The organism is Mycobacterium paragordonae (genome assembly GCF_003614435.1).
In the GTDB taxonomy this organism is placed as follows: domain Bacteria; phylum Actinomycetota; class Actinomycetes; order Mycobacteriales; family Mycobacteriaceae; genus Mycobacterium; species Mycobacterium paragordonae.
Window position 1 is genome coordinate 2,596,767 of record NZ_CP025546.1, and the last position, 22,885, is coordinate 2,619,651.

The window sequence follows — 22,885 nt, forward strand, 5'->3', positions numbered from 1 at the left end:
ATCCTCTAAGCGGAGGTGACTGACGTGGCGGAAGACCAGAGCACGTTGCAGGCTGCCGCGCCGCCGACCGAACCGCTGCCCGTCGCGGAGATTCCCGAGCCGCCGGTAGAGCCGCTCAAGACCACAACCAGCGCGTCCCGGCGGGTCCGCGCCCGGCTGGCGCGACGGATGACCGCGCGCAGCGGCGCCATCAACCCGGTTCTGGAGCCGCTGATCGCGGTGCACCGGGAGGTCTATCCGAAAGCGGATCTGGCGATCCTGCAGCGGGCCTACGAGGTGGCCGACCAACGGCACGCCACCCAGTTCCGGCACTCCGGCGACCCCTACATCACCCACCCGCTGGCCGTCGCCAACATCCTCGCCGAGTTGGGCATGGACACCACGACGTTGGTGGCCGCCTTGTTGCACGACACCGTCGAGGACACCGGTTACACCATCGAGCAACTCTCCGAGGACTTCGGTGAAGAGGTGGGCCACCTCGTCGACGGCGTGACCAAGCTGGACCGGGTCGTGCTGGGCAGCGCCGCTGAGGGCGAGACGATCCGCAAGATGATCACCGCGATGGCGCGCGACCCGCGGGTGTTGGTGATCAAGGTGGCCGACCGGTTGCACAACATGCGAACCATGCGCTTCCTGCCGCCGGAGAAGCAGGCCCGCAAGGCCCGCGAAACGCTGGAAGTGATTGCGCCCCTTGCGCACCGGCTCGGCATGGCCAGCGTCAAATGGGAGCTGGAAGACCTGTCGTTCGCGATCCTGCACCCCAAGAAGTACGAGGAGATCGTCCGGCTGGTCGCCGGTCGCGCACCGTCCCGCGACACCTACCTGGCCAAGGTACGCACCGAGATCACCAACACCCTGAACGGATCGAAGATCAAGGCGGTGGTGGAGGGCCGGCCCAAGCACTACTGGTCGATCTACCAGAAGATGATCGTCAAGGGCCGCGACTTCGACGACATCCACGACCTGGTCGGCATCCGCATCCTGTGCGATGAGATCCGCGACTGCTATGCCGCTGTGGGCGTGGTGCATTCGCTGTGGCAGCCGATGGCGGGACGGTTCAAGGACTACATCGCGCAGCCCAGATACGGCGTGTACCAGTCGCTGCACACGACCGTCGTCGGCCCGGAGGGCAAGCCGCTGGAGGTGCAGATACGCACCCGCGACATGCACAAGACGGCCGAGTTCGGTATCGCCGCCCACTGGCGTTACAAGGAAGCCAAGGGCCGCAACGGTGTTCCGCACCCGCATGCCGCCGCCGAGATCGACGACATGGCCTGGATGCGTCAACTGCTCGACTGGCAACGGGAGGCCGCCGACCCCGGCGAGTTCCTGGAGTCCTTGCGTTACGACCTTGCGGTACAAGAGATTTTCGTGTTCTCACCCAAGGGTGACGTCTTCACACTGCCGACGGGATCCACGCCGGTGGACTTCGCCTACGCGGTGCACACCGAAGTCGGTCACCGCTGCATCGGCGCCCGGGTCAACGGACGACTGGTGGCGCTGGAGCGCAAGCTCGAAAATGGGGAAGTAGTCGAGGTTTTCACCTCGAAAGCCCAGAACGCCGGGCCGTCGCGGGACTGGCAGCAGTTCGTCGTGTCGCCGCGGGCGAAGTCGAAGATCCGGCAGTGGTTTGCCAAGGAGCGCCGTGAGGAGGCGCTGGAAGCCGGCAAGGAAGTCATGGCCCGCGAGGTGCGCCGGGGCGGACTTCCGTTGCAGCGCTTGGTTAATGGTGAGTCGATGGCCGCGGTTGCCCGCGAGCTGCACTACACCGATGTGTCGGCGATGTACACCGCGATCGGCGAGGGGCACGTCTCGGCTCGCCATGTGGTGCAGCGGTTGCTGGCCGAGCTCGGCGGTATCGACCAGGCCGAGGAGGAACTGGCCGAGCGGTCCACCCCGACGACGATGCTGCGGCGGCCGCGCAGCACCGAAGATGTGGGCGTCTCGGTCCCTGGGGCGCCGGGCGTGCTGACCAAGCTGGCCAAGTGCTGCACCCCGGTGCCGGGCGACCAGATCATGGGGTTCGTCACCCGGGGCGGCGGCGTCAGCGTGCACCGCACCGACTGCACCAACGCCGCATCGCTGCAGCAGCAGGCCGAGCGCATCATCGAGGTGCTGTGGGCGCCCTCGGCGTCATCGGTGTTCCTGGTGGCGATTCAGGTCGAGGCGCTGGACCGCCACCGCCTGCTGTCGGACATCACCCGGGTGCTCGCCGACGAGAAGGTGAACATCCTGTCGGCGTCGGTCACCACCTCAGGTGACCGGGTGGCGATCAGCCGCTTCACCTTCGAGATGGGTGACCCCAAGCATCTGGGGCATCTGCTGAACGTGGTGCGCAATGTCGAGGGTGTGTACGACGTGTACCGGGTGACGTCCGCTTCTTGAGGCTTCCTGAGGCCTCTTAAGGCGTACCCGACTCGGTCGGGGTGTCGTTGGTGCCGTTCTGCTCGACTCCTGACGTGTCGCCCACGTCGGTCGACGTCTCGGTCGTCGTCTCGGGCGCCCGGCTGGTGGTCGTCACGGTGGTGTGGGTCGTCGGGTTGTTCGAGCCGTTGTCGTCCCCGCTGGAAAAGATCGCAACGAGTGCAGCCACCAGGACCAACAGCAGTCCCGAACCCGCGACAGTCGCGATCAGCATGGTCCTACTGGCCTTGTCCGGCGCCGGCACTTCCGGAGCCGTGCTCGACGGCGCCAACCCGGTGTGCGCCTCGGCGGGCGGCGGGGGAGGCAGCGCCATGCCGGCGCCCCCCAGCGCGGCGCGGGCGGCATCGGCGAGTTCGGTCACCGTCTGGTACCGGGCCTGCGGGTCCTTGGCCATCCCGCGCGCAACCACCGCATCGAAGGCCGGCGGTATGTCATGACGGATCGCCGTCGGACGCGGCGGCGGGGCGTGCAGGTGCCCGGAGATCTGCTCCTCGAAGCTGTCGCCGGGGTAGGGCCGCGCGCCGGTGAGGCACTCGTAGAGCGTGCAGGCCAGTGCGTACACGTCCGCACGGGGATCTGTGATGCCCCGGAAGCGCTCGGGTGCCAGGTAGGCCAACGTGCCCATCGTCAGCCCGGTCTGCGTCAGGGCCGTATCGGTGGTGGCGCGGGCGATGCCGAAGTCGATCAGGTAGACGAAGTTGCGGGCCTTGGCGACCAGGATGTTCGACGGCTTGACGTCGCGGTGCACCAGCCCCACCTGGTGCGCACTGTCCAGAGCGGCCGCGGTCTGCTCGATGATCGCGACAGTCTGCGCCGGGCTGAGCCGGCCGCCGTTCTCGGCGATGAACTTCGCCAGATCGCGCCCCTCGACCAGTCGCATGTCGACGTAGAGTTGCCCGTCGATCTCACCGAAGCTGTGGATGGGCACCACGTGGGGGTCGTTGAGGCTGGCCGCCGTGCGCGCCTCGCGGCGGAACCGGTGCTCGAACTCTTTGTCCTCGGCCAGATTCGGTGGCAGCAGCTTGATGGCCACGATGCGGTCGGTCTGGGTGTCGTAGGCGCGGTAGACCTGCCCCATGCCGCCTCGTCCCAACAGCCCCTGCAGTTGGTACCGACCGAACGAGCTCTCGGCCACGAATCTCCTCCCGGTAAGCCGCTGCCGACCCCGGGGCTCTACGTTAGTCGAGCAGGATCGAAGTAATGGTCACATCCACGGCGGGTGGGCCATCTTCACCGCCGCCGGCCACACCGGCCGCCGCGATCTTGTCCAGCGTGGCCAGACCGTCGTCCTGAATCTTGCCGAAAACGGTGTATTCCGGCGGCAGGGCCGAGTCGCGGTAGACCAGGAAGAACTGGCTGCTGTTGGTGTTGGGCCCAGCGTTGGCCATCGCAATGGTGCCGCGCGGATAGATCACCGGCTCCTTGAGCTTGGGGTCATTGGCGGGGTACTGGTTGGTCGGGTATTCGTTGGCGAACTGGTAACCCGGGCCGCCGGTTCCGTCGCCCTTCGGGTCGCCACACTGCAGCACCGACAGCGACGGCGACGTGGTCAGCCGGTGGCACTTGGTGTCCTTGAAGAATCCCTGGTTGGTCAGGCTGGCGAAACTGTTCACCGTGCAGGGCGATTCGTTGTTGGCCAGCATCAGGCCGACGTTGCCCTGACTGGTCACCATGCTGACGCTCACCTGAGCCGGCTCGGTGGGCACCTTGCCGGTCCGCGGCGGCTTGACAGGCTTGACGGCCTTGTCCGGCGACGCCGGGTACTGGCAGTTGGCGCCCAGGTTGGCCGGCGCCTTGAACTGCGGCAACGGCACCGCGTTGCCGAGTTGCACCGGAGGCAGGCCCGCGGCCGACGAGCTGGGCGCGGCGCTGCTCGACGTGGTCGACGCCGTGGGGTTGCCCTTGTGGTCGTCCTTGCTGACGACGATGGCGACCACCACGGCCGCCACCACCGCCACGGCGGCGACGGCGCCCCCGGCGATCGTCAGGATGCGGCGCCTTTTGGCCTGCTTGGCGCGGCGCTCCAGCTGCCGCTCGAGTTTGCGCTTTGCTGTCGCACGTCGCTGCTGATTGGTCGGCACGGCCGCTATCTTTCCATGGCTTGCGGGATGGGAAACTGGGACCGTGTTGATCACCGGATTTCCGGCCGGGATGTTGCAGTGCAACTGCTACGTGCTGGCCGAGCGGCCAGGCGCCGACGCCATCATCGTCGACCCCGGCCAGCGTGCGATGGGCCAGTTGCGGCAGATTCTCGACAAGAATCGGTTGACCCCGGCCGCGGTGCTGATCACCCACGGCCACATCGACCACATGTGGTCCGCCCAGAAGGTCTCGGACACCTTCGGGTGCCCCACCTACATCCATCCTGAGGACCGGTTCATGCTCAAAGACCCGATCTACGGCATGGGGCCGCGGGTCGCGCAGGTCTTCGCCGGCGCGTTCTTCCGGGAGCCCAAGCAGGTCGTCGAACTGGACCGCGACGGCGACAAGATCGACCTCGGCGGCATCTCCGTCAACATCGACCACACCCCGGGGCACACCCGCGGATCGGTGTGCTTCCGCATCCTGCAGGCCGCGAAGAACGAGGCTGACGTGGTGTTCAGCGGCGACACTTTGTTCGAGCGTTCCATCGGCCGCAGCGACCTGTTCGGCGGCAGCGGACGTGACCTGCTGCGCTCGATCGTCAATAAACTGTTGGTGCTCGACGACAAGACCGTGGTACTACCCGGACATGGCAACTCCACCACCATCGGCGCCGAACGTCGGTACAACCCGTTCATCGAAGGCTTGAGCCCGTGACGGAATTCGTTGCGCCCAAGGGTGTTCCGGACTACATCCCGCCGGATTCCGCGGAGTTCGTCGCGGTGCGCGACGGGCTGCTCTCGGCCGCCCGGCGGGCCGGCTACGGCCACATCGAGCTGCCGATCTTCGAGGACACCGCGCTGTTCGCCCGCGGGGTGGGCGAGTCCACCGATGTGGTGTCCAAGGAGATGTACACCTTCTCCGACCGCGGCGACCGCTCGGTGACGCTGCGGCCCGAAGGTACCGCCGGTGTGGTGCGTGCGGTGATCGAGCACAGCCTGGATCGCGGCGCGCTGCCGGTAAAGCTGTGCTACGCGGGCCCGTTCTTCCGCTACGAGCGCCCCCAGGCCGGCCGCTACCGGCAGCTACAGCAGGTCGGCGTCGAAGCCATCGGGGTAGACGACCCCGCGCTGGACGCCGAGGTGATCGCCGTCGCCGACGCCGGCTTCCGGTCGTTGGGCCTGGACGGCTTCCGGTTGGAGATCACCTCACTGGGCGACGAGAGCTGCCGCCCGCAGTACCGGGAATTGTTGCAGGACTTTCTTTTCGGCCTCGATCTTGACGAGCAGACCCGGCAGCGGGCTGCGTTGAACCCGCTGCGGGTGCTCGACGACAAGCGTCCCGAGGTGAAGGCGATGACCGCCGACGCGCCGGTGCTGCTCGATCACCTCTCCGATGCCGCCAAACAACACTTCGACACCGTCTTGGCGCACCTGGATGCGTTGGGCGTGCGGTACGTCATCAACCCGCGCATGGTCCGCGGTCTGGACTACTACACCAAGACCACCTTCGAGTTCGTGCACGACGGGTTGGGCGCGCAGTCCGGCATCGGCGGCGGCGGCCGTTATGACGGGCTAATGAAAGAACTTGGCGGGCAAGACCTTTCCGGCATCGGTTTCGGCCTCGGCGTGGACCGGACGCTGCTGGCGCTGCGCGCCGAGGGCAAGAGTGTGGGGACCGCGGCGCGGTGTGAGGTGTTCGGCGTGCCGTTAAGTGAGGCGGCGAAGCTGCGGTTGGCGGTGCTGGGTGCGGAGCTGCGGGGCGCCGGTGTGCGCTTCGATCTGGCTTACGGTGACCGCGGGCTCAAGGGTGCGATGCGTGCGGCCGACCGTTCCGGCGCACGGGTGGCCCTGGTTGCGGGGGACCGGGATCTGGATGCCGGCACCATCGGCGTCAAGGACCTCGGGTCGGGGGAGCAGGTGTCGGTGCCGGTGGACTCGGTTGTCGCTGAGGTGCTTTCGCGTTTGTAGCCCGCTGCGGGGATGTGGCCGCTGCCGGGTCTGGGCTGCTCTGCGGCGAGCGTGCACAGACTGCCGTTGACACGCCGTAGATGCTGTACATCTGCGCACCCTCGCGGGGGTGGGAGCGCGGGCTACACCCCAACCCGGTGGCGAGCGCCCGCGTGTTGCCGAGGACACGCCGTAAACCGCGTACATTTGCGCGCCCTCGCGGGGGTGGGAGCGCGGGCTACACCCCGACCCGGTGGCGAGCGCCCGCGTGTTGCCGAGGACACGCCGTAAACCGCGTACATTTGCGCGCTCTCGCGGGGTGGGAGCGCGGGCTACACCCCGACCCGGTGGCGAGCGCCCGCGTGTTGCCGGGGACACGCCGTAAACCGTGTACATCTGCGCACCCTCGCGGGAGTGGAGGCGCGGGTTACACCCCGACCCGGTGGCGAGCGCCCGCGTGTTGCCGGGGACACGCCGTAAACCGCGTACATTTGCGCGCCCTCGCGGGGTGGGCTCTTGCGACAGGCCCTCCGCCCTAGCGGGAGGGCTCTCGCGCGAGAAGCGCGAGAACCACTTGACGCGGCATCGAACTATTGTTCGAATGGAAGTATGCGCTGGGCAGGTCAAGCGGTGGCGGTCAACGGGTCGCCCGTCGACGACGGGGCATTGCCCGGCCTGCAGCGATTAGGCCTGGTCAAGAGCGTGCGGGTGCCGCAATTCGAGGGGATGACGTTCCACGAGGTGCTGTGCAAGTCGGCGCTTAACAAAGTGCCCAACGCGTCCGCCCTGCCCTTCCGCTACACGGTCAACGGCTACCGGGGCTGCTCTCACGCCTGCCGCTACTGCTTCGCCCGCCCCACTCACGAGTACCTGGACTTCGACATCGGCACCGATTTCGACACCCAGATCGTCGTCAAGACCAACGTCGCCGACGTGCTGGAAAAAGAACTCAAGCGGCCGTCCTGGCAACGCGAAACCGTCGCACTCGGCACCAACACCGACCCCTACCAGCGCGCCGAGGGCCGCTACGCGCTGATGCCCGGCATCATCACCACGCTCGCCGCGTCAGGCACACCGATGTCGATCCTCACCAAAGGCACCCTGCTGCGCCGCGACCTGCCGCTGATATCTGAAGCGGCTCAGCAGGTTCCGCTGTCGGTGGCGATCTCACTGGCGGTGGCCGATCCGGAGCTGCACCGCGACGTCGAGCCGGGCACGCCGACGCCGCAGGCCCGGCTGGCGCTCATCGCCGCCATTCGCGACGCCGGCCTCGGCTGCCATGTGATGGTCGCGCCGGTGCTGCCACACCTCACCGATTCGGCCGAGCACCTCGACGAGTTGCTAGGGCAGATCGCCGCCGCCGGCGCCACCAGCGTGACCGTGTTCGGGCTGCACCTCCGCGGTGCTACCCGGGGCTGGTTCATGGCCTGGCTCGCCCGCGCGCACCCGGAGCTCACCGGCCGGTACCGCGACCTGTATCGCCGCGGCGCGTATCTGCCGCAGAGCTACCGGGACATGCTCCGCGAGCGCGCCCGACCGCTGATCGCCAAGTACCGGCTCGGCAGCGACCCCAGGCCGTCGGCACCGCCGGCCGAAGTCGCGGCAAACCCGGAGCCGCTGCAGGAAGCGCTCTTCTAGCCTCCGCGCGGTTTGGTCAATGTGAACTCGTCGATCGGCACCACCGCGCCGTAGGGTCCCCGCACCGCGTAGTACGTCGCCTTGATCGACGTCCGGCCGCCCGGCGTACCCGGGTCGACGTCGAAAGCCACGAAGCCATAAGGGTTGTCGCGATCGCGGAACGCCGACCACGGCGCGTCCTCCATCACATAGATCGGCGGCTTGCGCCCGACTGCGGGATCGAACGCGCCCACTCCGGTGATCACCTGGCAGCGCAGGTCGGGAAAGAACAAGCCGTTGGTCGGGTGCGACGTGCCGCCCCCGCCGATGACCAGGTGCACCGTGCCCTTGGTCACGTCGAGCACGTCACCCCGGGTGTCGACCGGGATCGGCGTCCGGGTGTCCGTCCCCATGGTGCCGCGCAACGGATGCGACCGCTCGTAGTGGTGTTCGTGCCCGCACACCACCAGATCGACCTGGTACTGGTCGAACAGCGGCAGCCACTCCTGACGGATCCCTAGGTCTGCCCCGTTGGCCTTCGCAGTCGATATGGCGGTCTGGTGCATGCACACCACCACCCAGTCGATACCGCGGTCACGCCGGGCCGCCTCCAATTCGGCAGTGAGCCAACGCTTCTGCTCGCCACCCGAATAAGCGTGGATGTACGAGTTACCGCCGTCTTGATAGGCCACGTCGTCGTTGTTGAGGCTGATCACCCGCACCGCCCCGGCGGTGAACGAGTACCACAGGCCGCGCAATTCCGAACTGGCTCCCGAGTCCGGCACCGAGAAGTACGTCTGGTAGGCACCGTAACCGACTGGGCCGTTGCCCAATTCGTTCTCGTGGTTGCCGGCGGCCGGCATCCACGGCCGGTGACGGGCCGAACGGCTGTTGTTGACAAACCAATCCGACCAGGTGCGGATCCGGTCCTGCGCCAGGTTGGCGTAGCACAGGTCGCCGTTGACCAGATTGAACAGCGGCGCCATTCGCTCGATCGCCGCCGTCGTGTCGCCGGCCGCCGGCGATCCGAGGTGGTCGTTGACATACCGGCCGTCGGTCAGGGTGCTCAGCGTCGGTGTCGACTGGTCGCCGAAGCTGGTGAAGCGGAAGGGCTTTCGTCCGGTCGGTGCGGTGCGCAAGGTCCCCAGCTCGGGTTGCGCACCGTCGTGTACCGCGGCATAGATGTAATCGGTGTCCGGCTGAAGGCCGGTCAGCCGCGCGTGATTGACGCGAACCTCTGTGTTGGACTTGGCATCTCGGTAGGTCCGGGTCTCGGCCGCCACCGTGCTGCCGAATCCGGACGTCGGCGCGCCCAGCATGACCCGCGGATTGCGCACCGCGTCGGTGGTGTGCCAGGACACCACCGCCTCGGTGCCGGCATCCCGACCGAACTGCAGATGTAACCCTTCGACCGGCGGCGCGCCGCCGCGATCCGGCTGCGACCAGACGCCCGCGCGATTAGACCGCAGTAGTGCGGCGCCGCCGACCCCGGCGCCCGCGCCGAGAACACCGGCCACCGCAGCGGTCGTGATCAGGGTGCGGCGGCTGAATGCCGCCGGTTCGCCCTGTTCCGGATCGTCGCTCATGGGGTGCTTCATACCCGACGCGGGTGAACGTCGCCAGAACTGGGCCCGCGCCCGGCGCCTAGTGGCGATGCGGTTCCAGCAACGCCGCCTGCCCGGTGGACGGCGGGTGCGCCGCCAGCCACTCACGGGTCGCGGCATGCGAGCGCTCGATCAAGGTCGCCGCGTGCGAGAAATCGGATCCGGAGATGCTGACCGGGCACAACGGACGAATGACATGCAGCTCACACGCGGTTTCATAGCGAGAGATGTCGTCCGCGAGGCGGTGATTCAGGGCGATGGTCATGGCGTGCAGCGCCATGTTGACCGCCGACGTCGGCGTCGCGGGCAGGTCGCAGGAGTAGCCCGTGGGCAACACCCACACCCGATCGGCGCCGAGGGCAACGGCGTGTGAGACCGGTGTGTTGTTCACGACACCACCGTCCATCAGATCGCGTCCGTTGATCTTCACCGGCGGAAAGATTCCCGGAATGGCGGCGCTGGCGGCGATCGCGTCCACCGCGTCGCCCGACGACAGCAACACATCGGTGCCCGAGACCACGTCCGTCGCCACCACGTGCAGGGGAATCGGCGCATCCTCGAGCCGGGTGAACTGCAGCTTCTCGATGAGAATGCGGCGCAGACCGGAATTGGGGACCAGGTGCGTCCGGCGCCCGAACATACCCAGCACACCCGACAGCGGGTGAGCGGGAAACACCTGCTGTCGCGTCAACGACACCCACAGATCGGCGAGCCCGCGGATACCGGCGGCATCGGCCCGGGAAGCGAGCCAGCCGCCGTTGACCGCGCCCACGGACGTGCCGATGATCAGGTCCGGGGTGATGCCTTCGTCGGCCAGGGCGCGCAGCATCCCCACGTGGATTGCTCCCAAACTGGCACCACCGGACAACACGAAGGCTGTGGGCACAGCTAGATGGTAGAGACGTTTGCCCGATTTGGGCAGGTAACGAATCCGGTAGCGTCTCCGATATGACGAACGTGCACAAATTGGCAAGCGCGGTCGCCGCGGGACTCCTGGGCGCGGCCTTCGTGGCCGTCGGCCCGACCGCGCACGCGGACCCGGCCGGCCACCAGGTGACCTACACGATCACCACCACCGGCAACCTCACCGGCAACGTCCGGTACATGAACGCCGATCCGCCCAGCCAGGGGGCGTTCGACGCGAACTCCTCGCAGTTTCTGACCACCGTGGCGGCTAGCTTCAGCGCCGATCAGCCGCTGGTGTACACCGCCACTCTCGCGAACCCGAGCCAATGGGCCTTCGTCAGCGCCAGCGGCGGTTGCCACTGGCCGGACTGCGGCTCGGGAAGTACGCCGGAGCTGCGCTGCGAGATTGCCGTTGACGGCCAGGTGGTGGACACCCGAAGTGCTACCACCGGCGTGACCTGCTCGACGCGGCCCTGGTAGTAGACCGACAAACGCCGGCGGGAGGAATGCGGTCCCGCCGGCGTCGTCAGTCGTGATCAGTCCGCGATCTCGCCGACGGCGAAGCTCAAGAACGAGTACGAGGCCTCTTCGTCGCAGAACAGAACATCGTGTGCCATGGGCGCACACACCACCTTTCGCTCAATGTCATTGAGCCTCAATGGTGCAACGCAACCCTCGGTTACTGGCAGCCTACGAACGGACCCAATCGCGGTCCTCCGAACGACGTACGGGCGCGTCCACCGGATGGGTCAACTCCGTGCGGAGGCGGTGAGCCATTCGGAGGAATCCGGGTCAGCGGTGTCCAGTACCAGCCCCACCTCGTCGAGCAATGAGCGGAACTCGTCGACGCTGACACGATGAGCTTCAAACGATTGGGTCAGGCTCTGGCCGCCGTACTCCAGGGTGAACTCGCCGAGGACGACGTCGCCGTCGTTCTGCAGAATGGTCATCGTTTGTTTCATGTCGCCGTCGGCGCGGTGATAGTTGCCGGCGGGCCGCTGGCTGAACCAGTCCGGTGGCCGCCACTGGATGATGGCTTTGCCGGTCGGTTTGAGGTGGTGGGCGACCGTGGCCAGCAGACCTCGGCGCGCGTCCACATCCGGGTAGTTGACCAGACTGCTGGCCAGCAGCACGACGTCGTATTTTGCGGGTAGCCGGAGGTCCTCGATGCGGGCCTGAACGGTCTTCGCGCCACGCACATGATTGAGCATGTCGGCGGAATCGTCCACCGCGGTTACCTGGAAGCCATTGTCGGCCAATGGATTCGCGATTCGTCCCGCGCCGGAGCCCAGATCGAGTACCGAGCCGCCGGGTTCGAGTAGGGCGGTGATGAGGTTGACTTCGTCGGTCACCGACACGCGTCGGTAGATCTCGACCAGGCTGCCGTCGCGAGTTATCGGGCCGGCGGGTGTGTTGTCACGAGACATAGGGGTTCCGAATCTAAGGGGTCGGATGTGCGCACACGGGCCAGTGGGGACGATCAGCTCCCACCGGCCTGCGGGCCGTTCTCAGTCGGCGATCTCGTCGACGACGAACGAGATCAATCCGTAGGTCGCCTCCTCGGCCGCGAACAGGGTTTCGTGGGACACGATCGTTCTCCTCTGAATATCGATGACTGACCTTTATCATTACACAGTGACGGAATATGTCAATGTGTAACGCTATTCTCGTTACACATTAGCTAAATGTGTATCCCACGATGGGCTCGACCTGTGTCCCCCGGTTGGGGGACACAGAACCTACGGGCCCGTGGCGATCGCTAGCTCGGCGCAGCCGCGCGCTGCTTGTCGCCACCATCAAGCCGGGCTGGTGATGACGACCACCTCGGCGGGTTCGCCGTCGACAGCCCTGAGCCGGTGGCCGACGGAGGCGTCGAAGTAGGCGCTGTCGCCGGGGCCCAGTGGAATAACGCGGTCGCCGTAGGTAAGTTCGACCGCCCCGCTGTACACAAAGACGAATTCCTGTCCGATGTGCTCGGGATGCGGATCGTCGGAGGCGCGTCCGGTCGGTCGCACCACGAAGGGTGACATGGATTTGCCCAGCAGATGGGTGGCCAGGGCGCGGTAGCGCCCGGCGGACGGATCGGCGCGGTCGACGGTGATCTGCTCGTCGGCGGCATCATCGGAGAACAGCCGTCCGACGTCGACGTCGAGGGCCCGCGCGACTTTGAGTGCCACCGCGATCGACGGTGTGCTGTGGCCGCGTTCGATCTTGGACAGGTAGCTCTTGGTCAGGCCGGTGCGGTCGGCGAGTTGCTCGAGGGTGAGGCGGCGTTGCCGGCGCACCGTCCGCAGCAAGGCGGTCATGGAACCAAACCTCTCATGACACAAAAGTTTCCTATAGTGCTAATATTGTGTCACACATTCCCGATCGAGGGAGTCGTTGATGGCAACCACGTTCACCCATTCGAAGGCCGAACTGATGCGGCGCGCCCAGGAACGCCTGGACGCCGAAAGCGCCGAAAGTGCCGAGAGTGCGGGTGCGCGGCTGACCACTCGCCAGAAGATCGCGCTCACCTGCCGCGCTCTGTTCGACGCCGGCCATGACTCCGGCCTGGCCGGTCAGATCACCGCACGGGCCGAACAGCCCGGCACCTACTACACCCAGCGGCTGGGGCTGGGATTCGACGAGATCACCGAGGACAACCTGCTGCTGGTCGACGAGGATCTCAATGTCCTGGAAGGTTCCGGAATGGCCAACCCGGCCAACCGTTTTCACAGCTGGATCTATCGCGCGCGACCCGACGTCCACTGCATCGTGCATACGCATCCCTTCCATGTGGCAGCCCTGTCGATGCTGGAGGTTCCGCTGATCGTCTCGCACATGGACACCACCCCGCTCTATGACGATTGCGCCTTCCTGGCTGAGTGGCCCGGCGTGCCGGTCGGTAACGAGGAGGGCGAGATCATCACCGCCGCACTGGGCGACAAGAAAGCCGCGCTGCTGGCACATCACGGGCAGGTGGTGGCCGGCGCCAGTGTCGAGGAGGCGTGTTCGCTGGCGGTACTGATCGAGCGCGCCGCCAAGCTCCAACTCGCCGCCATGGCCGCGGGCACCGTCAAAGCACTGCCAGAGGAACTGGCCCGGGAAGCCCATGACTGGACGCTGACGCCGGCGCGCAGCCGGGCCAACTTCGCCTACTATGCCCGCCGCGCGCTGGTGCGGCACCCCGACGTCCTGAATCCTCCGTCCGCCAACTGAATTCGAGGAACCGTGCCCGAAATCCACGGCATCATCGCCTACCCGATCACCCCGTTCACCGCCGATACGTCGGGCATCGATAAAGACCGGCTGGCCGCGCTCGTCGACCGGCTGGTGTCCTCCGGCGTGCATGCGATCGCGCCGCTGGGCAGCACCGGCGAATTGGCCTACCTCGACGAATCCGAGTTCGACGCCGTCGTCGACACCACGATGGCCGCCGTCAACGGGCGGGTTCCGGTGGTGGTCGGAGTGTCAGATCTGACCACCGCCAACACAATTCGGCGCGCCCGGTACGCGGAGCAGGCCGGCGCCGACGCGGTGATGATCCTGCCCGTTTCCTACTGGAGGCTCACCGATCGCGAGATCGCTCAGCACTACCGCAGCATCGGCGAGTCGATCGGAATCCCGATCATGGCCTACAACAACCCGGCCACCAGTGGTGTGGACATGAGCCCCGAACTGCTGGTCACCATGTTCGACAACATCGACAACGTCACCATGGTGAAGGAGTCCACCGGTGACCTGACCCGGATGCGGCGCATCGCCGAACTCAGCGGTGGCGAGTTGCCCTTCTACAACGGCAGCAATCCGCTGGTGCTCGACGCGCTCAAGGTGGGAGCGTCCGGATGGTGCACGGCCGCACCGAATCTGCGCCCGCAGCCGTGCATCGACCTGTATAACGCGGTGCGCGCGGACGATCTCGAGAAGGCGCAGCTCCTTTACGACGACCTCAAGCCGTTGTTGCAGTTCATCGTTGCGGGCGGGCTGCCCACCACCGTCAAGGCCGGTCTGGATCTGCTGGGCTTCCCGGTCGGCGACCCGCGTGCACCGTTGCTGGCGCTGGACGGGCAGGGGCGTGCCGAATTGCAGGACCTGCTGGCCGGGTCGTGAGCTTCAGCCCAGGATCACCGGCACTTCGTCGAACCGGTTGAGCAACGGAATCGGTTGCAGGCGCAGCTCTTCCGGTGCAACCGCAAGCCTCAAATCCGGGAAGCGGTTGATCAGCTCGCCGATGATGATCCCGGTCTCCAGCCGTGCCAGGTGTGAGCCGAGGCAGAAGTGGGTGCCTCGGCTGAATGCAAGGTGGTCGTTGGGGCTGCGGGTGATGTCGAAGCGGTCGGGGTCGGGGAACTGTGCTGGGTCGCGGTTGGCCGATGTCAGCAGCGTCGTCACCATGGCGCCGCGCGGGATCGTGACTCCATGCAAGGTGATGTCCTCGCCGGCGAACGTCGTGGCTTCGGTGCCGCCGACGGTGCCGGAGTAGCGAAGGATCTCCTCGACGGCACTGCTGATCAGTTCGGGATGCTTCCGCAATAAGCGAAGTTGGTCGGAGTGGGTGAGGAGCGCCGCTATGCCGTTGGCGACCACGTTCGGGGTGGTCTGATAGTCGCCGGTGATGAGCAGGAACACCATCGCGACGATTTCGTCATCGGTGAGTCCGCCATCTTCCCTGGCGGTGATCAACTCGGTGATGATGTCCTGACCGGGATCGGCCCGTCGTTGCTCGACCATCTCGCGCAGGTAGGCGACGAAGCCCTCCATCTGTTCGCCGGCGCCGGCCGCGTTGTGGTTCAGCATCGCGTCGAACAACTGCTCGATGAAGCTGTAGAACGTTGGCCGGTCTTCGCTTGAGACACCGACCATTTCGCTGATCACCGTGGTCGGGGCCGGCAGCGCGTACTGCTGGTGCAGTTCAATGCGCTGCCCCGGCTCGAAGCCGTCGAGCAACTCACGGGCGACGGTACGGATCCGCTCCCGCAGCCCCTGAATCGCGCGCGGCGTGAACGGCCGGCTCACCAGCTTGCGCAGTCGCAGGTGCGACGGGTCGTCCTGATAGACCATGGTGTCGGTGGTCAGCAAGCGGATGGCCTCGGGGACCACCGAGGTGTCCTCGGCGGCGCCGTCGAGCACCCGGCGGATCCGCGGGTCGGTGACCAGGTTCAGGCAATCCCGATAGCGGGAGATGAAGTAGACGTCCTGGCCGGGTGGCCGCAAAGCCAGCCTGCCCCGGTAGACGGGCGCCTCCCGGCGCATCCAGTCGTAGTAGGAATGCTGGTCAGCGTTGAACTCGGCGGTGCCTACCGTGATCGGATGCTCGAGCTTCACCCCAGATCGTTGGTGTTGAACGTGTCGCACTTGTTGGGCTCGCCGGTCGAGTACCCGGTGGTGAACCACTTCTGCCGCTGCGCAGATGAACCGTGCGTCCAGGATTCCGGGTTCACCCGCCCGTTCACCTGCTGCTGAATCCGGTCGTCACCCACCGACGCGGCCGCCGACAGCGCGTCCTGAATGTCCTTGTCGCTCAACGGCTGCAGAAACGGTTGCCCGGTGCTGTCCTGCTTGACGGTGGAGGCGTAGTGCGCCCACACCCCGGCGTAACAGTCAGCCTGCAACTCGGTGCGAACCCCGCTGCCGGTGGCGCCCTGCGCTCCGGACTGCGCCCGGCCGAGCACCCCCAGCAGGTTCTGCACGTGGTGGCCGTACTCATGTGCCACCACGTATTCTTCCGCGAAAGGTCCACCGCTGGAACCGAACTGGGTCACCAGCACCTGGAAGAAGTCGGTGTCGAAATAGGCCGTTTTGTCCACCGGGCAGTAGAACGGCCCGACGTCGCTGCTGGCCGGCCCGCAGCCGGTGCTCACCTGGCCGCTGAACAGGCGCAGGTGCGGTCGGGTGTACTTCGGCATCAGCTGCTTCCACACCGCGTCCAGCGAGTTGCTGGTGGCGACCACGCGGCACTGCACGTATTTGTTGGCGTCCGCGCCGGTCTTGCAGCGGCTCAGGTCGAAACCGGGAGCCACGTCCTCGCGGGAGTCGAGCGGCTGCTGGCTGATCACTCCGCCGGGGTCGACACCGAGCAGCATGGCCACCACCACCAGTAGCAGGCCGCCGATACCACCACCGATGGCCATCCGGCCCATCCCGCCGCCGCCCGAGGACGTCGCGGAACTGGTGTCGATCTGCATACCCTCGTTGAAGGTCATCGCACGCTCCCCGGAACTAGAGTTTCAACCGCGCCGACACAGCCTATCGCTGCTGTGTGGCGGCGAATCGGGTGTCGGTGTAAGTGCGCAGGTTGCGCAGGAATCGGCGCAGCGCCAGGTTGAGCAGTGGACCGAACACAGCCATGCCCAGCCCGGCACCGCGGGCCGGCTTTTGAACCATCGTCCAGGTGAGCCGGCAGCCGCCGGGTATCACGTCGACCCGGTAGTCTTCGGCGAACGCGGCGACCGCCTTGGTGGAGCACTCGTTGAACCGGAATGCCATGTGCGTGAACGGCTCCCAGGCAATGAACTCCTCGTCCCCGACGATGCCGCCCCGCATCTCCACGACGCGGGTGGTGCCGATGCCCCGGGGTTCCGGGCTGGTCCAGGTGACCTTGGTGATCACTTTGGCCCAGCGCGGCCAGGACTCGGCGTCACCCAGCACTTCGAAGAGCTGCTCGGGCGTGATGGCCAGGTCGACACTGTTGCGGAAGCGGTAGGGCGCCGTCTCGATGAAGCTCAGGTCGACGCGTTCGCAGGGATGCATGCCTGCAAACCTAACCCGGCCCGTCACTGGCCGCGGCGAGCAGCGGCACCACCACGTCGCTGATCGGGGTGGGCAACCCGTGCGCGCGGGCTTTGCGGACGATCACGCCGTTGCGCAGGTCCCATTCCATCCGGCGGTGTGCTTCCCGGTCGGTCAGGATCGAAGTGCCCATGTCTTCCGGTACCGCGCGGAAGGACTCGACCAGTTGCTCGGCCACATCGTCGCTGAGTTGGGCGCCCTCGGCGCGCGCCACCGCCACACACTCGGCCATGTATTGGCGGCCCAGTTCGGCCACGTCGTCCCGGCGGAACATGCCGGAGCGTCGGCCCGACAATGCCATCAGTCCGGCCAGCGCGTTGAGCAGGAGCTTGCGCCAGTTGACGGTGACGAAGTCGGGGTTGCACTCCACTTGGCATCCTGCGTCGCGCAGCAGCTCGGCGAACGATTCCGCCGCGCGCCCGGTGGGCACCACCAGCGCGGCCTCACCGCGCAACCGCACCCAGCCGGCCGGCTGGGTCTCGGCCGAGAACCACACGCTGCCCGGTATGACGTGCGGAGACGGCGACAGCGGCGCGACCTGTTCGACCTGTTCGACGCCGTTCTGCAGGACGGCGACGATGGTGTTCTCGTCGCACAGCCGGGCCAGCCAGCCGGCCGCGGCGGCGTTTTGGGTGGCTTTGACCGCGAGGATGAGCACGTCCACCGGACCGCTCACCGCATCGGGATCGGTGTGCACCGGGCCCGGGACCACGATCGGTTCGGCGTCGTCCGGGCGCAGCTCAATGCCGTCACGCGGACGGTGGCCGCAGAGCAGCACCCGGTTTCCGGCCGCATACAACAGCGCCGCCACGGTCGTGCCAACGGCGCCGGGGCCCACGAGAGCAATATCGGTTGCGATGCAGCTAAAAGTACCGGCAGGATCGGGCAAATCAACCGGCCCTCTAGACTGGGCAGTCAATCTCACCCGGTGTAAAGGAGTATTTGTGCTGCGCAGCCACGCCGCGGGATCGCTTCGGGACGGCGATGCCGGGCAGCAGGTGACCTTGGCCGGGTGGGTGGCCCGCCGCCGCGACCACGGCGGTGTCATCTTCATCGATCTCCGCGACGCGTCCGGTGTCGCCCAGGTGGTGTTCCGCGACGCCTTGGAAGCGGGACAGGTGCTGGCCCAGGCGCACCGGCTGCGCTCGGAGTTCTGCATCGCGGTCACCGGTGTCGTCGAGATCCGTCCGGAAGGCAACGCGAACCCCGACATCGCCACCGGGGACATCGAGGTCAACGTCACCTCGCTGACCGTGCTGGGCGAATCCGCGCCGCTGCCGTTCCAGCTTGATGAGCCCGCGGGGGAGGAGCTGCGGCTGAAGTACCGCTACCTGGACCTGCGCCGCGACGGGCCGGCCGCCGCAATCCGGTTGCGTTCCAAGGTCAATGCCGCCGCGCGTGAGGTGCTCGGCCGGCACGACTTCGTGGAGGTCGAGACGCCGACGATTACCCGGTCGACGCCGGAAGGCGCGCGCGACTTCCTTGTTCCGGCGCGGCTGCACCCCGGGATGTTCTATGCGCTGCCGCAGAGCCCGCAGCTGTTCAAGCAGCTGCTGATGGTGGCCGGGATGGAGCGGTACTACCAGATCGCGCGCTGCTACCGCGACGAGGATTTCCGCGCCGACCGCCAGCCCGAATTCACCCAGCTCGACATGGAACTCAGCTTCGTCGACGTCGAGGACGTCATCGCGGTCTCCGAGGAGATCCTGTCCGCGCTGTGGGCGCTGATCGGCTACCAGATCCCGACGCCCATCCCGCGGATGACGTATGCCGACGCGATGCGCCGGTTCGGCTCCGACAAACCCGATCTGCGCTTCGGGCTGGAGCTGGTCGAATGCGCGGAGTTCTTCAAGGACACCACATTCCGGGTGTTCCAGGCGCCGTACGTCGGCGCCGTCGTGATGCCCGGCGGTGCCTCGCAACCGCGGCGCACGCTGGACGGCTGGCAGGAGTGGGCCAAGCAGCGCGGCCACCGCGGCCTGGCCTACGTGCTGGTCGGTGAGGACGGGACGCTGGGCGGGCCGGTGGCCAAGAACCTGTCCGATGCCGAGCGCGACGGCCTGGCCGGCCACGTCGGTGCCAACCCGGGCGACTGCATCTTCTTCTCCGCAGGGCCGGTAAAGACCTCCCGGGCGCTATTGGGCGCCGCGCGCATCGAGATCGCCCACCGGCTGGGACTGATCGACCCGGACGACTGGAAGTTCGTCTGGATCGTCGACCCTCCGCTGTTCGAGCCCGCCGAGGACGCCACCGCGTCCGGTGACGTGGCCGTCGGCGCAGGGGCCTGGACGGCGGTGCACCACGCCTTCACCTCTCCCAAGCGCGAGCACGAGGACAGCATCGAAGCCGACCCCGGCGCCGTGCTGGCCGATGCCTACGACATCGTCTGCAACGGCAACGAGATCGGCGGCGGTTCGATCCGTATTCATCGGCGCGACATTCAGGAACGGGTGTTCGCGGTGATGGGCCTGGATCAGGCCGAGGCCGAGGAGAAGTTCGGATTCCTGTTGGAGGCGTTCACCTTTGGCGCGCCGCCGCACGGCGGGATCGCGTTCGGCTGGGACCGGATCAACGCGCTGCTGTCCCGCGTCGATTCGATCCGCGAGGTGATCGCGTTCCCCAAGACCGGCGGGGGCGTGGACCCGCTGACCGATGCGCCGGCGCCCATCACGGCTCAGCAGCGCAAAGAATCGGGAATAGATTTCAAACCCAAAGCAGTTGACGGGGCATGAGCGTCGGCGACGATGCAGCGCGCAGCGATGAGGTGGGGGCACCTCCCGCCTGCGGGGGAGAGCGGCGCAATATGACTGATACCCCGGACACCGAATCCATCAAGGCATTCAACAACACCATCGTCGACGAATTCCGGTCCAACGGCGGCAAGGTCGGCGGCCAGTTCGCCAATGCCGACCTGTTGCTGCTCACCACCACCGGTGCCAAGTCAGGCCAGCCCCGCATCGCGCCGCTGGCCTATTTCCGCATCGACGGCCGGCTGATCATCATCGGGTCGTTCGCCGGCGCGCCGGTCGACCCGGCCTGGGTGCACAACCTGCGCGCCCGGCCGCAGGCGCAGGTGGAAGTCGGCGCCGAGGCGTTCGACGTCACCGCGCACGAACTGGATCGTGCCGAGCGTGACGCCATCTTCGAGCAGATCACCGCGGCGGCACCGGGCTTCGCCGAGTACCAGGCGAAAACCGACCGAGTCATCCCGCTGTTCGAACTGCGCCGCGCCTAATTCGCCAGCGCCGTCAGTTCAGCGGCCAACTCTCCGCAGCTGCGAAATCGGCTGTCGGGCTGAGGGGATAGCGCTTTGGCGAACAATCGATCGAGGTGACTCAGTTCGGCGCGATGGTCGCTGACCCGCGCCGGCCGCGTGGCCAGCGGTGGGGGCGGGGCGCCGGTCAACAGATAGAAAGCGTTGGCGGCCAGTGCATACTGGTCGGCCAGCGGGCCGTCGGCGCCGGTGGCCAATTCGGGTGCCAGGTACGGCAGTGCCGCCAGAGTGGGGCCGTCGTTGCCCAGTTGGCTACCGGTCCCGAAGTCGGACAACAGGATTCGCCGTTGGGAGGTGGCCAGAATGTTCGTGGGTTTGACACCCCGGTGTAGGCAGCCGCTTCGGTGCAGGTGGTCGAGCGGGTCAGCGACCGCGTTGACGATGGCGCACACCTCGCGTTCGGGCATGCCCTGCGGGTAGCGCTGCGCGATCAGTTCCGCCACACTGGTGCCGTCCACGTAATCCCTTGCAGCCCAAACCTTGTCGTCAAACTCGCCGATGTCATGCAGCCGAACCAGGTTCGGATGGGTGATCCGCAGCGCGACGGAGCCTTCCCGCTGGAAGCGCATGCCGAAGGCCCGGTCCTGAGAGGTGGTCGTGAAAGGGATTTTCAGGGCCAACTCGTGCGGCGACGTGGGATGGGTGGCTCGGTAGACGTCGCCAAGGGGGCCAGCGCCCAACCACCCGACGATGGTGTAGTCGGCGACCCGTTCGCCGTTCTTCAGCGGCACCCATCGCAGGTTACTCCGTCGTGGGGTAAGCAGACGAGGTGAAGACTTCGCTGCTGGCCGGGGCGGCCGGCGAGGGAACGGCCGCTGTTCACCGATTACGCGCCGCGTTGTGGCCGATCGCCCAGACATCGGTCGCCGCCGCGCTGGCCTGGCACCTGACGCACGATCTGCTGCGCCACCAGCAACCGTTCTTCGCGCCGATCTCGGCGGTGGTGTGCATGTCGGCGAGCAACGTGCTGCGCGCGCGACGTGCCACCCAGATGATGGTCGGCGTCGCGCTGGGCATCGCGGTAGGAGGCGGGACGGTGGGCTTTCTCGGTGCCGGACCGATCGCGATCGGTGTGGCGGTCTGCATTGCGCTGTCGGTCGCGATTCTGGTCGGTCGCGGCGCCATCGGTCAGGGATTGATGTTCGTCAACCAGACCGCCGTCTCTTCGATCTTGGTGCTGGTGTTCTCCCACACCGGCATCGTGGTCACCGAGCGCCTCTTCGATTCGCTGATCGGGGGCGGGCTGGCGCTGGTGTTCGCCCTCGTGCTGTTCCCCGCCGACCCGAAGCGCCTGCTCAGTGATGCGCGTGCGGCCGTCCTGGCCGCGGCGCACGAGACGCTCGTGCAGACGGCCGGGATTCTCGAGGATGCCGACACCCGCAGTCCCGACTGGCTGAGGACCGTCTCCGACCACCTCCATCAAGAGGTCGGGGCACTGATCGAGGCCCGGTCCACGGCTGAGGTGGCGGTGCGTCGTGCGCCTCGTCGGTGGGCCTCGCGCGGCACGATTCGAGACATTGACGCGCAATCCGCGCAGCTGGGTCTGTTTGCCAGCTGCGTGCTGCACCTGGCGCGCTCGGTCACCCGTCCGCTCGGGCGGGCGGTCGCGCCCTCCCTGCGGGCAGCAGTAAGCGAACTTGCCCTGGCGACCGGACTTGCCGATGCCGATCCCACAGCCGCGGCGGCTCACCTGGCCGCCGCGCGCCGCCACGCCACCGTGCTGCAGTCCGGTGCCCGCGACCACGCCGAAGTAGTGGTCGCCGACGTGGTTTCGGGCTGCGCCGACGACCTGCAGCAGGTGATCCAACGGACGTCATGACGACTTCGCCAGAAACTCCTTGACCAGCTGTTTCGGAGCCTGCGTCAGCCACGCTTCGGTGATCAACTCGCGCAGGTCACCGACCGCGATCTCGGCCAGCCGGACCAGCACAGCCGGGTAACCGTCGAAGTGCGGGGTGGTGAAGTACACCCGCGGCTCGTCGGCGACCAGCGCCAACTTCACCCCTTCATCCGGTACCCGCACACCCAGAATGTCGCCCGGCGGCGGCTGCACCCCGTCGCGGGTCAGCGCGTCGATGTCGGATTTGCGCAGCGGTCGCTCCCATGCGAGCAACTTCTTGCCCACCCGCCAATCGCGCGGTGACTGCTCGGTGGTCAGCGGCAGGTCACCGACGACGCGGGCCACGTCTTCCCAGGTGGCCACGCTTCGATTGTGCGCTCCAAACGCCCAGTTCGGCACGTTATTCGAAATTGCGCGG

Annotated in this window: 22 protein-coding genes; 10 read left to right on the forward strand and 12 right to left on the reverse strand. The window is 67.0% G+C overall.

From position 1 onward, the window contains the following. Positions 1-24: 24 nt before the first annotated feature. A complete protein-coding gene (locus C0J29_RS12195) occupies positions 25-2,385 on the forward strand; it encodes a RelA/SpoT family protein (RefSeq protein WP_065042679.1) in 2,361 nt (786 codons plus the stop codon). Positions 2,386-2,401: 16 nt separating this feature from the next. Here C0J29_RS12195 and C0J29_RS12200 read toward each other — a convergent pair whose 3' ends face one another. Beyond that, positions 2,402-3,559: a serine/threonine-protein kinase gene (locus tag C0J29_RS12200; protein WP_065165096.1), complete on the reverse strand. Its 1,158-nt coding sequence runs from the start codon at positions 3,557-3,559 to the stop codon at positions 2,402-2,404. Between the two features lie 43 nt (positions 3,560-3,602). Next, a complete protein-coding gene (locus C0J29_RS12205; RefSeq protein WP_120792483.1) occupies positions 3,603-4,505 on the reverse strand; it encodes a peptidylprolyl isomerase in 903 nt (300 codons plus the stop codon). Between the two features lie 43 nt (positions 4,506-4,548). Between C0J29_RS12205 and C0J29_RS12210 the strand changes: the two genes are divergently transcribed. The 3 genes from C0J29_RS12210 to C0J29_RS12220 all read left to right on the forward strand — a co-directional run bounded on the left by C0J29_RS12210 (position 4,549) and on the right by C0J29_RS12220 (position 8,093). After that, positions 4,549-5,223, forward strand: coding sequence for an MBL fold metallo-hydrolase (locus C0J29_RS12210; protein ID WP_065042676.1), 675 nt, complete (start codon positions 4,549-4,551; stop codon positions 5,221-5,223). Beyond that, positions 5,220-6,476: a histidine--tRNA ligase gene (gene hisS, locus C0J29_RS12215; protein WP_120792484.1), complete on the forward strand. Its 1,257-nt coding sequence runs from the start codon at positions 5,220-5,222 to the stop codon at positions 6,474-6,476. The genes C0J29_RS12210 and hisS overlap by 4 nt, the downstream gene beginning before the upstream one ends. A gap of 588 nt (positions 6,477-7,064) precedes the next feature. Beyond that, positions 7,065-8,093: an Rv2578c family radical SAM protein gene (locus C0J29_RS12220; RefSeq protein ID WP_120792485.1), complete on the forward strand. Its 1,029-nt coding sequence runs from the start codon at positions 7,065-7,067 to the stop codon at positions 8,091-8,093. Here C0J29_RS12220 and C0J29_RS12225 read toward each other — a convergent pair. Next, positions 8,090-9,658, reverse strand: coding sequence for a purple acid phosphatase family protein (locus tag C0J29_RS12225; RefSeq protein WP_120792486.1), 1,569 nt, complete (start codon positions 9,656-9,658; stop codon positions 8,090-8,092). The genes C0J29_RS12220 and C0J29_RS12225 overlap by 4 nt on opposite strands. 58 nt (positions 9,659-9,716) lie before the next feature. Next, complete coding sequence (locus C0J29_RS12230) at positions 9,717-10,562, reverse strand: patatin-like phospholipase family protein (RefSeq protein ID WP_120792487.1); 846 nt, start codon at positions 10,560-10,562, stop codon at positions 9,717-9,719. A 62-nt stretch (positions 10,563-10,624) separates the two neighbouring features. Between C0J29_RS12230 and C0J29_RS12235 the strand changes: the two genes are divergently transcribed. Then, positions 10,625-11,062, forward strand: coding sequence for a hypothetical protein (locus C0J29_RS12235; RefSeq protein WP_065162720.1), 438 nt, complete (start codon positions 10,625-10,627; stop codon positions 11,060-11,062). Positions 11,063-11,331: 269 nt separating this feature from the next. Here C0J29_RS12235 and C0J29_RS12240 read toward each other — a convergent pair whose 3' ends face one another. Continuing rightward, positions 11,332-12,009 carry a class I SAM-dependent methyltransferase gene (locus C0J29_RS12240; RefSeq protein WP_120792488.1) on the reverse strand — a complete coding sequence of 226 codons (678 nt, stop codon included), beginning with the start codon at positions 12,007-12,009 and terminating at the stop codon, positions 11,332-11,334. Positions 12,010-12,378: 369 nt separating this feature from the next. Next, positions 12,379-12,888, reverse strand: coding sequence for a helix-turn-helix domain-containing protein (locus C0J29_RS12245; protein ID WP_120792489.1), 510 nt, complete (start codon positions 12,886-12,888; stop codon positions 12,379-12,381). Positions 12,889-12,967: 79 nt separating this feature from the next. On the opposite strand from C0J29_RS12245, the gene C0J29_RS12250 reads away from it, so the two are divergent. After that, the gene (locus tag C0J29_RS12250) at positions 12,968-13,783 is read left to right on the forward strand and encodes an aldolase (RefSeq protein ID WP_120792490.1); all 816 of its coding nucleotides are present in this window, start codon (positions 12,968-12,970) and stop codon (positions 13,781-13,783) included. A gap of 12 nt (positions 13,784-13,795) precedes the next feature. Next, entirely contained in the window at positions 13,796-14,674 is an 879-nt protein-coding gene (locus C0J29_RS12255) for a dihydrodipicolinate synthase family protein (RefSeq protein WP_120792491.1), read from the forward strand. A gap of 3 nt (positions 14,675-14,677) precedes the next feature. Here C0J29_RS12255 and C0J29_RS12260 read toward each other — a convergent pair whose 3' ends face one another. Genes C0J29_RS12260 through C0J29_RS12275 form a run of 4 tightly spaced genes read right to left on the reverse strand, consistent with a single transcriptional unit; the run spans position 14,678 to position 18,212 of the window. Next, entirely contained in the window at positions 14,678-15,889 is a 1,212-nt protein-coding gene (locus C0J29_RS12260) for a cytochrome P450 family protein (protein ID WP_120792492.1), read from the reverse strand. Next, complete coding sequence (ypfJ, locus tag C0J29_RS12265) at positions 15,886-16,767, reverse strand: KPN_02809 family neutral zinc metallopeptidase (RefSeq protein WP_065042664.1); 882 nt, start codon at positions 16,765-16,767, stop codon at positions 15,886-15,888. Before ypfJ ends, C0J29_RS12260 begins: the two co-directional genes overlap by 4 nt. 43 nt (positions 16,768-16,810) lie before the next feature. Next, positions 16,811-17,314 carry an SRPBCC family protein gene (locus tag C0J29_RS12270; protein WP_120792493.1) on the reverse strand — a complete coding sequence of 168 codons (504 nt, stop codon included), beginning with the start codon at positions 17,312-17,314 and terminating at the stop codon, positions 16,811-16,813. A 10-nt stretch (positions 17,315-17,324) separates the two neighbouring features. Continuing rightward, on the reverse strand, positions 17,325-18,212 hold the full coding sequence (locus C0J29_RS12275; RefSeq protein ID WP_277950741.1) for an oxidoreductase: 888 nt from the start codon (positions 18,210-18,212) through the stop codon (positions 17,325-17,327). Positions 18,213-18,297: 85 nt separating this feature from the next. On the opposite strand from C0J29_RS12275, the gene aspS reads away from it, so the two are divergent. Both aspS and C0J29_RS12285 read left to right on the forward strand, forming a co-directional pair. Next, entirely contained in the window at positions 18,298-20,085 is a 1,788-nt protein-coding gene (gene aspS / locus C0J29_RS12280; protein WP_065162723.1) for an aspartate--tRNA ligase, read from the forward strand. 71 nt (positions 20,086-20,156) lie between these two features. After that, a complete protein-coding gene (locus C0J29_RS12285) occupies positions 20,157-20,588 on the forward strand; it encodes a nitroreductase family deazaflavin-dependent oxidoreductase (RefSeq protein ID WP_120794696.1) in 432 nt (143 codons plus the stop codon). Here C0J29_RS12285 and C0J29_RS12290 read toward each other — a convergent pair. Then, the gene (locus C0J29_RS12290; RefSeq protein ID WP_162951445.1) at positions 20,585-21,358 is read right to left on the reverse strand and encodes a serine/threonine-protein kinase; all 774 of its coding nucleotides are present in this window, start codon (positions 21,356-21,358) and stop codon (positions 20,585-20,587) included. The two genes, C0J29_RS12285 and C0J29_RS12290, sit on opposite strands and share 4 nt — an antisense overlap. A gap of 38 nt (positions 21,359-21,396) precedes the next feature. On the opposite strand from C0J29_RS12290, the gene C0J29_RS12295 reads away from it, so the two are divergent. Further along, positions 21,397-22,446 carry an FUSC family protein gene (locus C0J29_RS12295; protein ID WP_120792494.1) on the forward strand — a complete coding sequence of 350 codons (1,050 nt, stop codon included), beginning with the start codon at positions 21,397-21,399 and terminating at the stop codon, positions 22,444-22,446. On the opposite strand, the gene C0J29_RS12300 is transcribed toward C0J29_RS12295, so the two are convergent. Then, positions 22,441-22,830 carry an MmcQ/YjbR family DNA-binding protein gene (locus tag C0J29_RS12300; protein WP_065162725.1) on the reverse strand — a complete coding sequence of 130 codons (390 nt, stop codon included), beginning with the start codon at positions 22,828-22,830 and terminating at the stop codon, positions 22,441-22,443. The genes C0J29_RS12295 and C0J29_RS12300 overlap by 6 nt on opposite strands. Between the last annotated feature and the right edge of the window lie 55 nt (positions 22,831-22,885).

What these genes read in the sequence shown, in the direction of transcription:
- C0J29_RS12235 (WP_065162720.1), top strand. Translation starts at nt 10,625, where the DNA reads ATGACGAACGTGCACAAATTGGCAAGCGCGGTCGCCGCGGGACTCCTG.
- C0J29_RS12225 (WP_120792486.1), bottom strand. Translation starts at nt 9,658, where the DNA reads ATGAGCGACGATCCGGAACAGGGCGAACCGGCGGCATTCAGCCGCCGC.
- C0J29_RS12250 (WP_120792490.1), top strand. Translation starts at nt 12,968, where the DNA reads ATGGCAACCACGTTCACCCATTCGAAGGCCGAACTGATGCGGCGCGCC.
- C0J29_RS12245 (WP_120792489.1), bottom strand. Translation starts at nt 12,888, where the DNA reads ATGACCGCCTTGCTGCGGACGGTGCGCCGGCAACGCCGCCTCACCCTC.
- ypfJ (WP_065042664.1), bottom strand. Translation starts at nt 16,767, where the DNA reads ATGACCTTCAACGAGGGTATGCAGATCGACACCAGTTCCGCGACGTCC.
- C0J29_RS12220 (WP_120792485.1), top strand. Translation starts at nt 7,065, where the DNA reads ATGCGCTGGGCAGGTCAAGCGGTGGCGGTCAACGGGTCGCCCGTCGAC.
- C0J29_RS12270 (WP_120792493.1), bottom strand. Translation starts at nt 17,314, where the DNA reads ATGCATCCCTGCGAACGCGTCGACCTGAGCTTCATCGAGACGGCGCCC.
- C0J29_RS12285 (WP_120794696.1), top strand. Translation starts at nt 20,157, where the DNA reads ATGACTGATACCCCGGACACCGAATCCATCAAGGCATTCAACAACACC.
- C0J29_RS12240 (WP_120792488.1), bottom strand. Translation starts at nt 12,009, where the DNA reads ATGTCTCGTGACAACACACCCGCCGGCCCGATAACTCGCGACGGCAGC.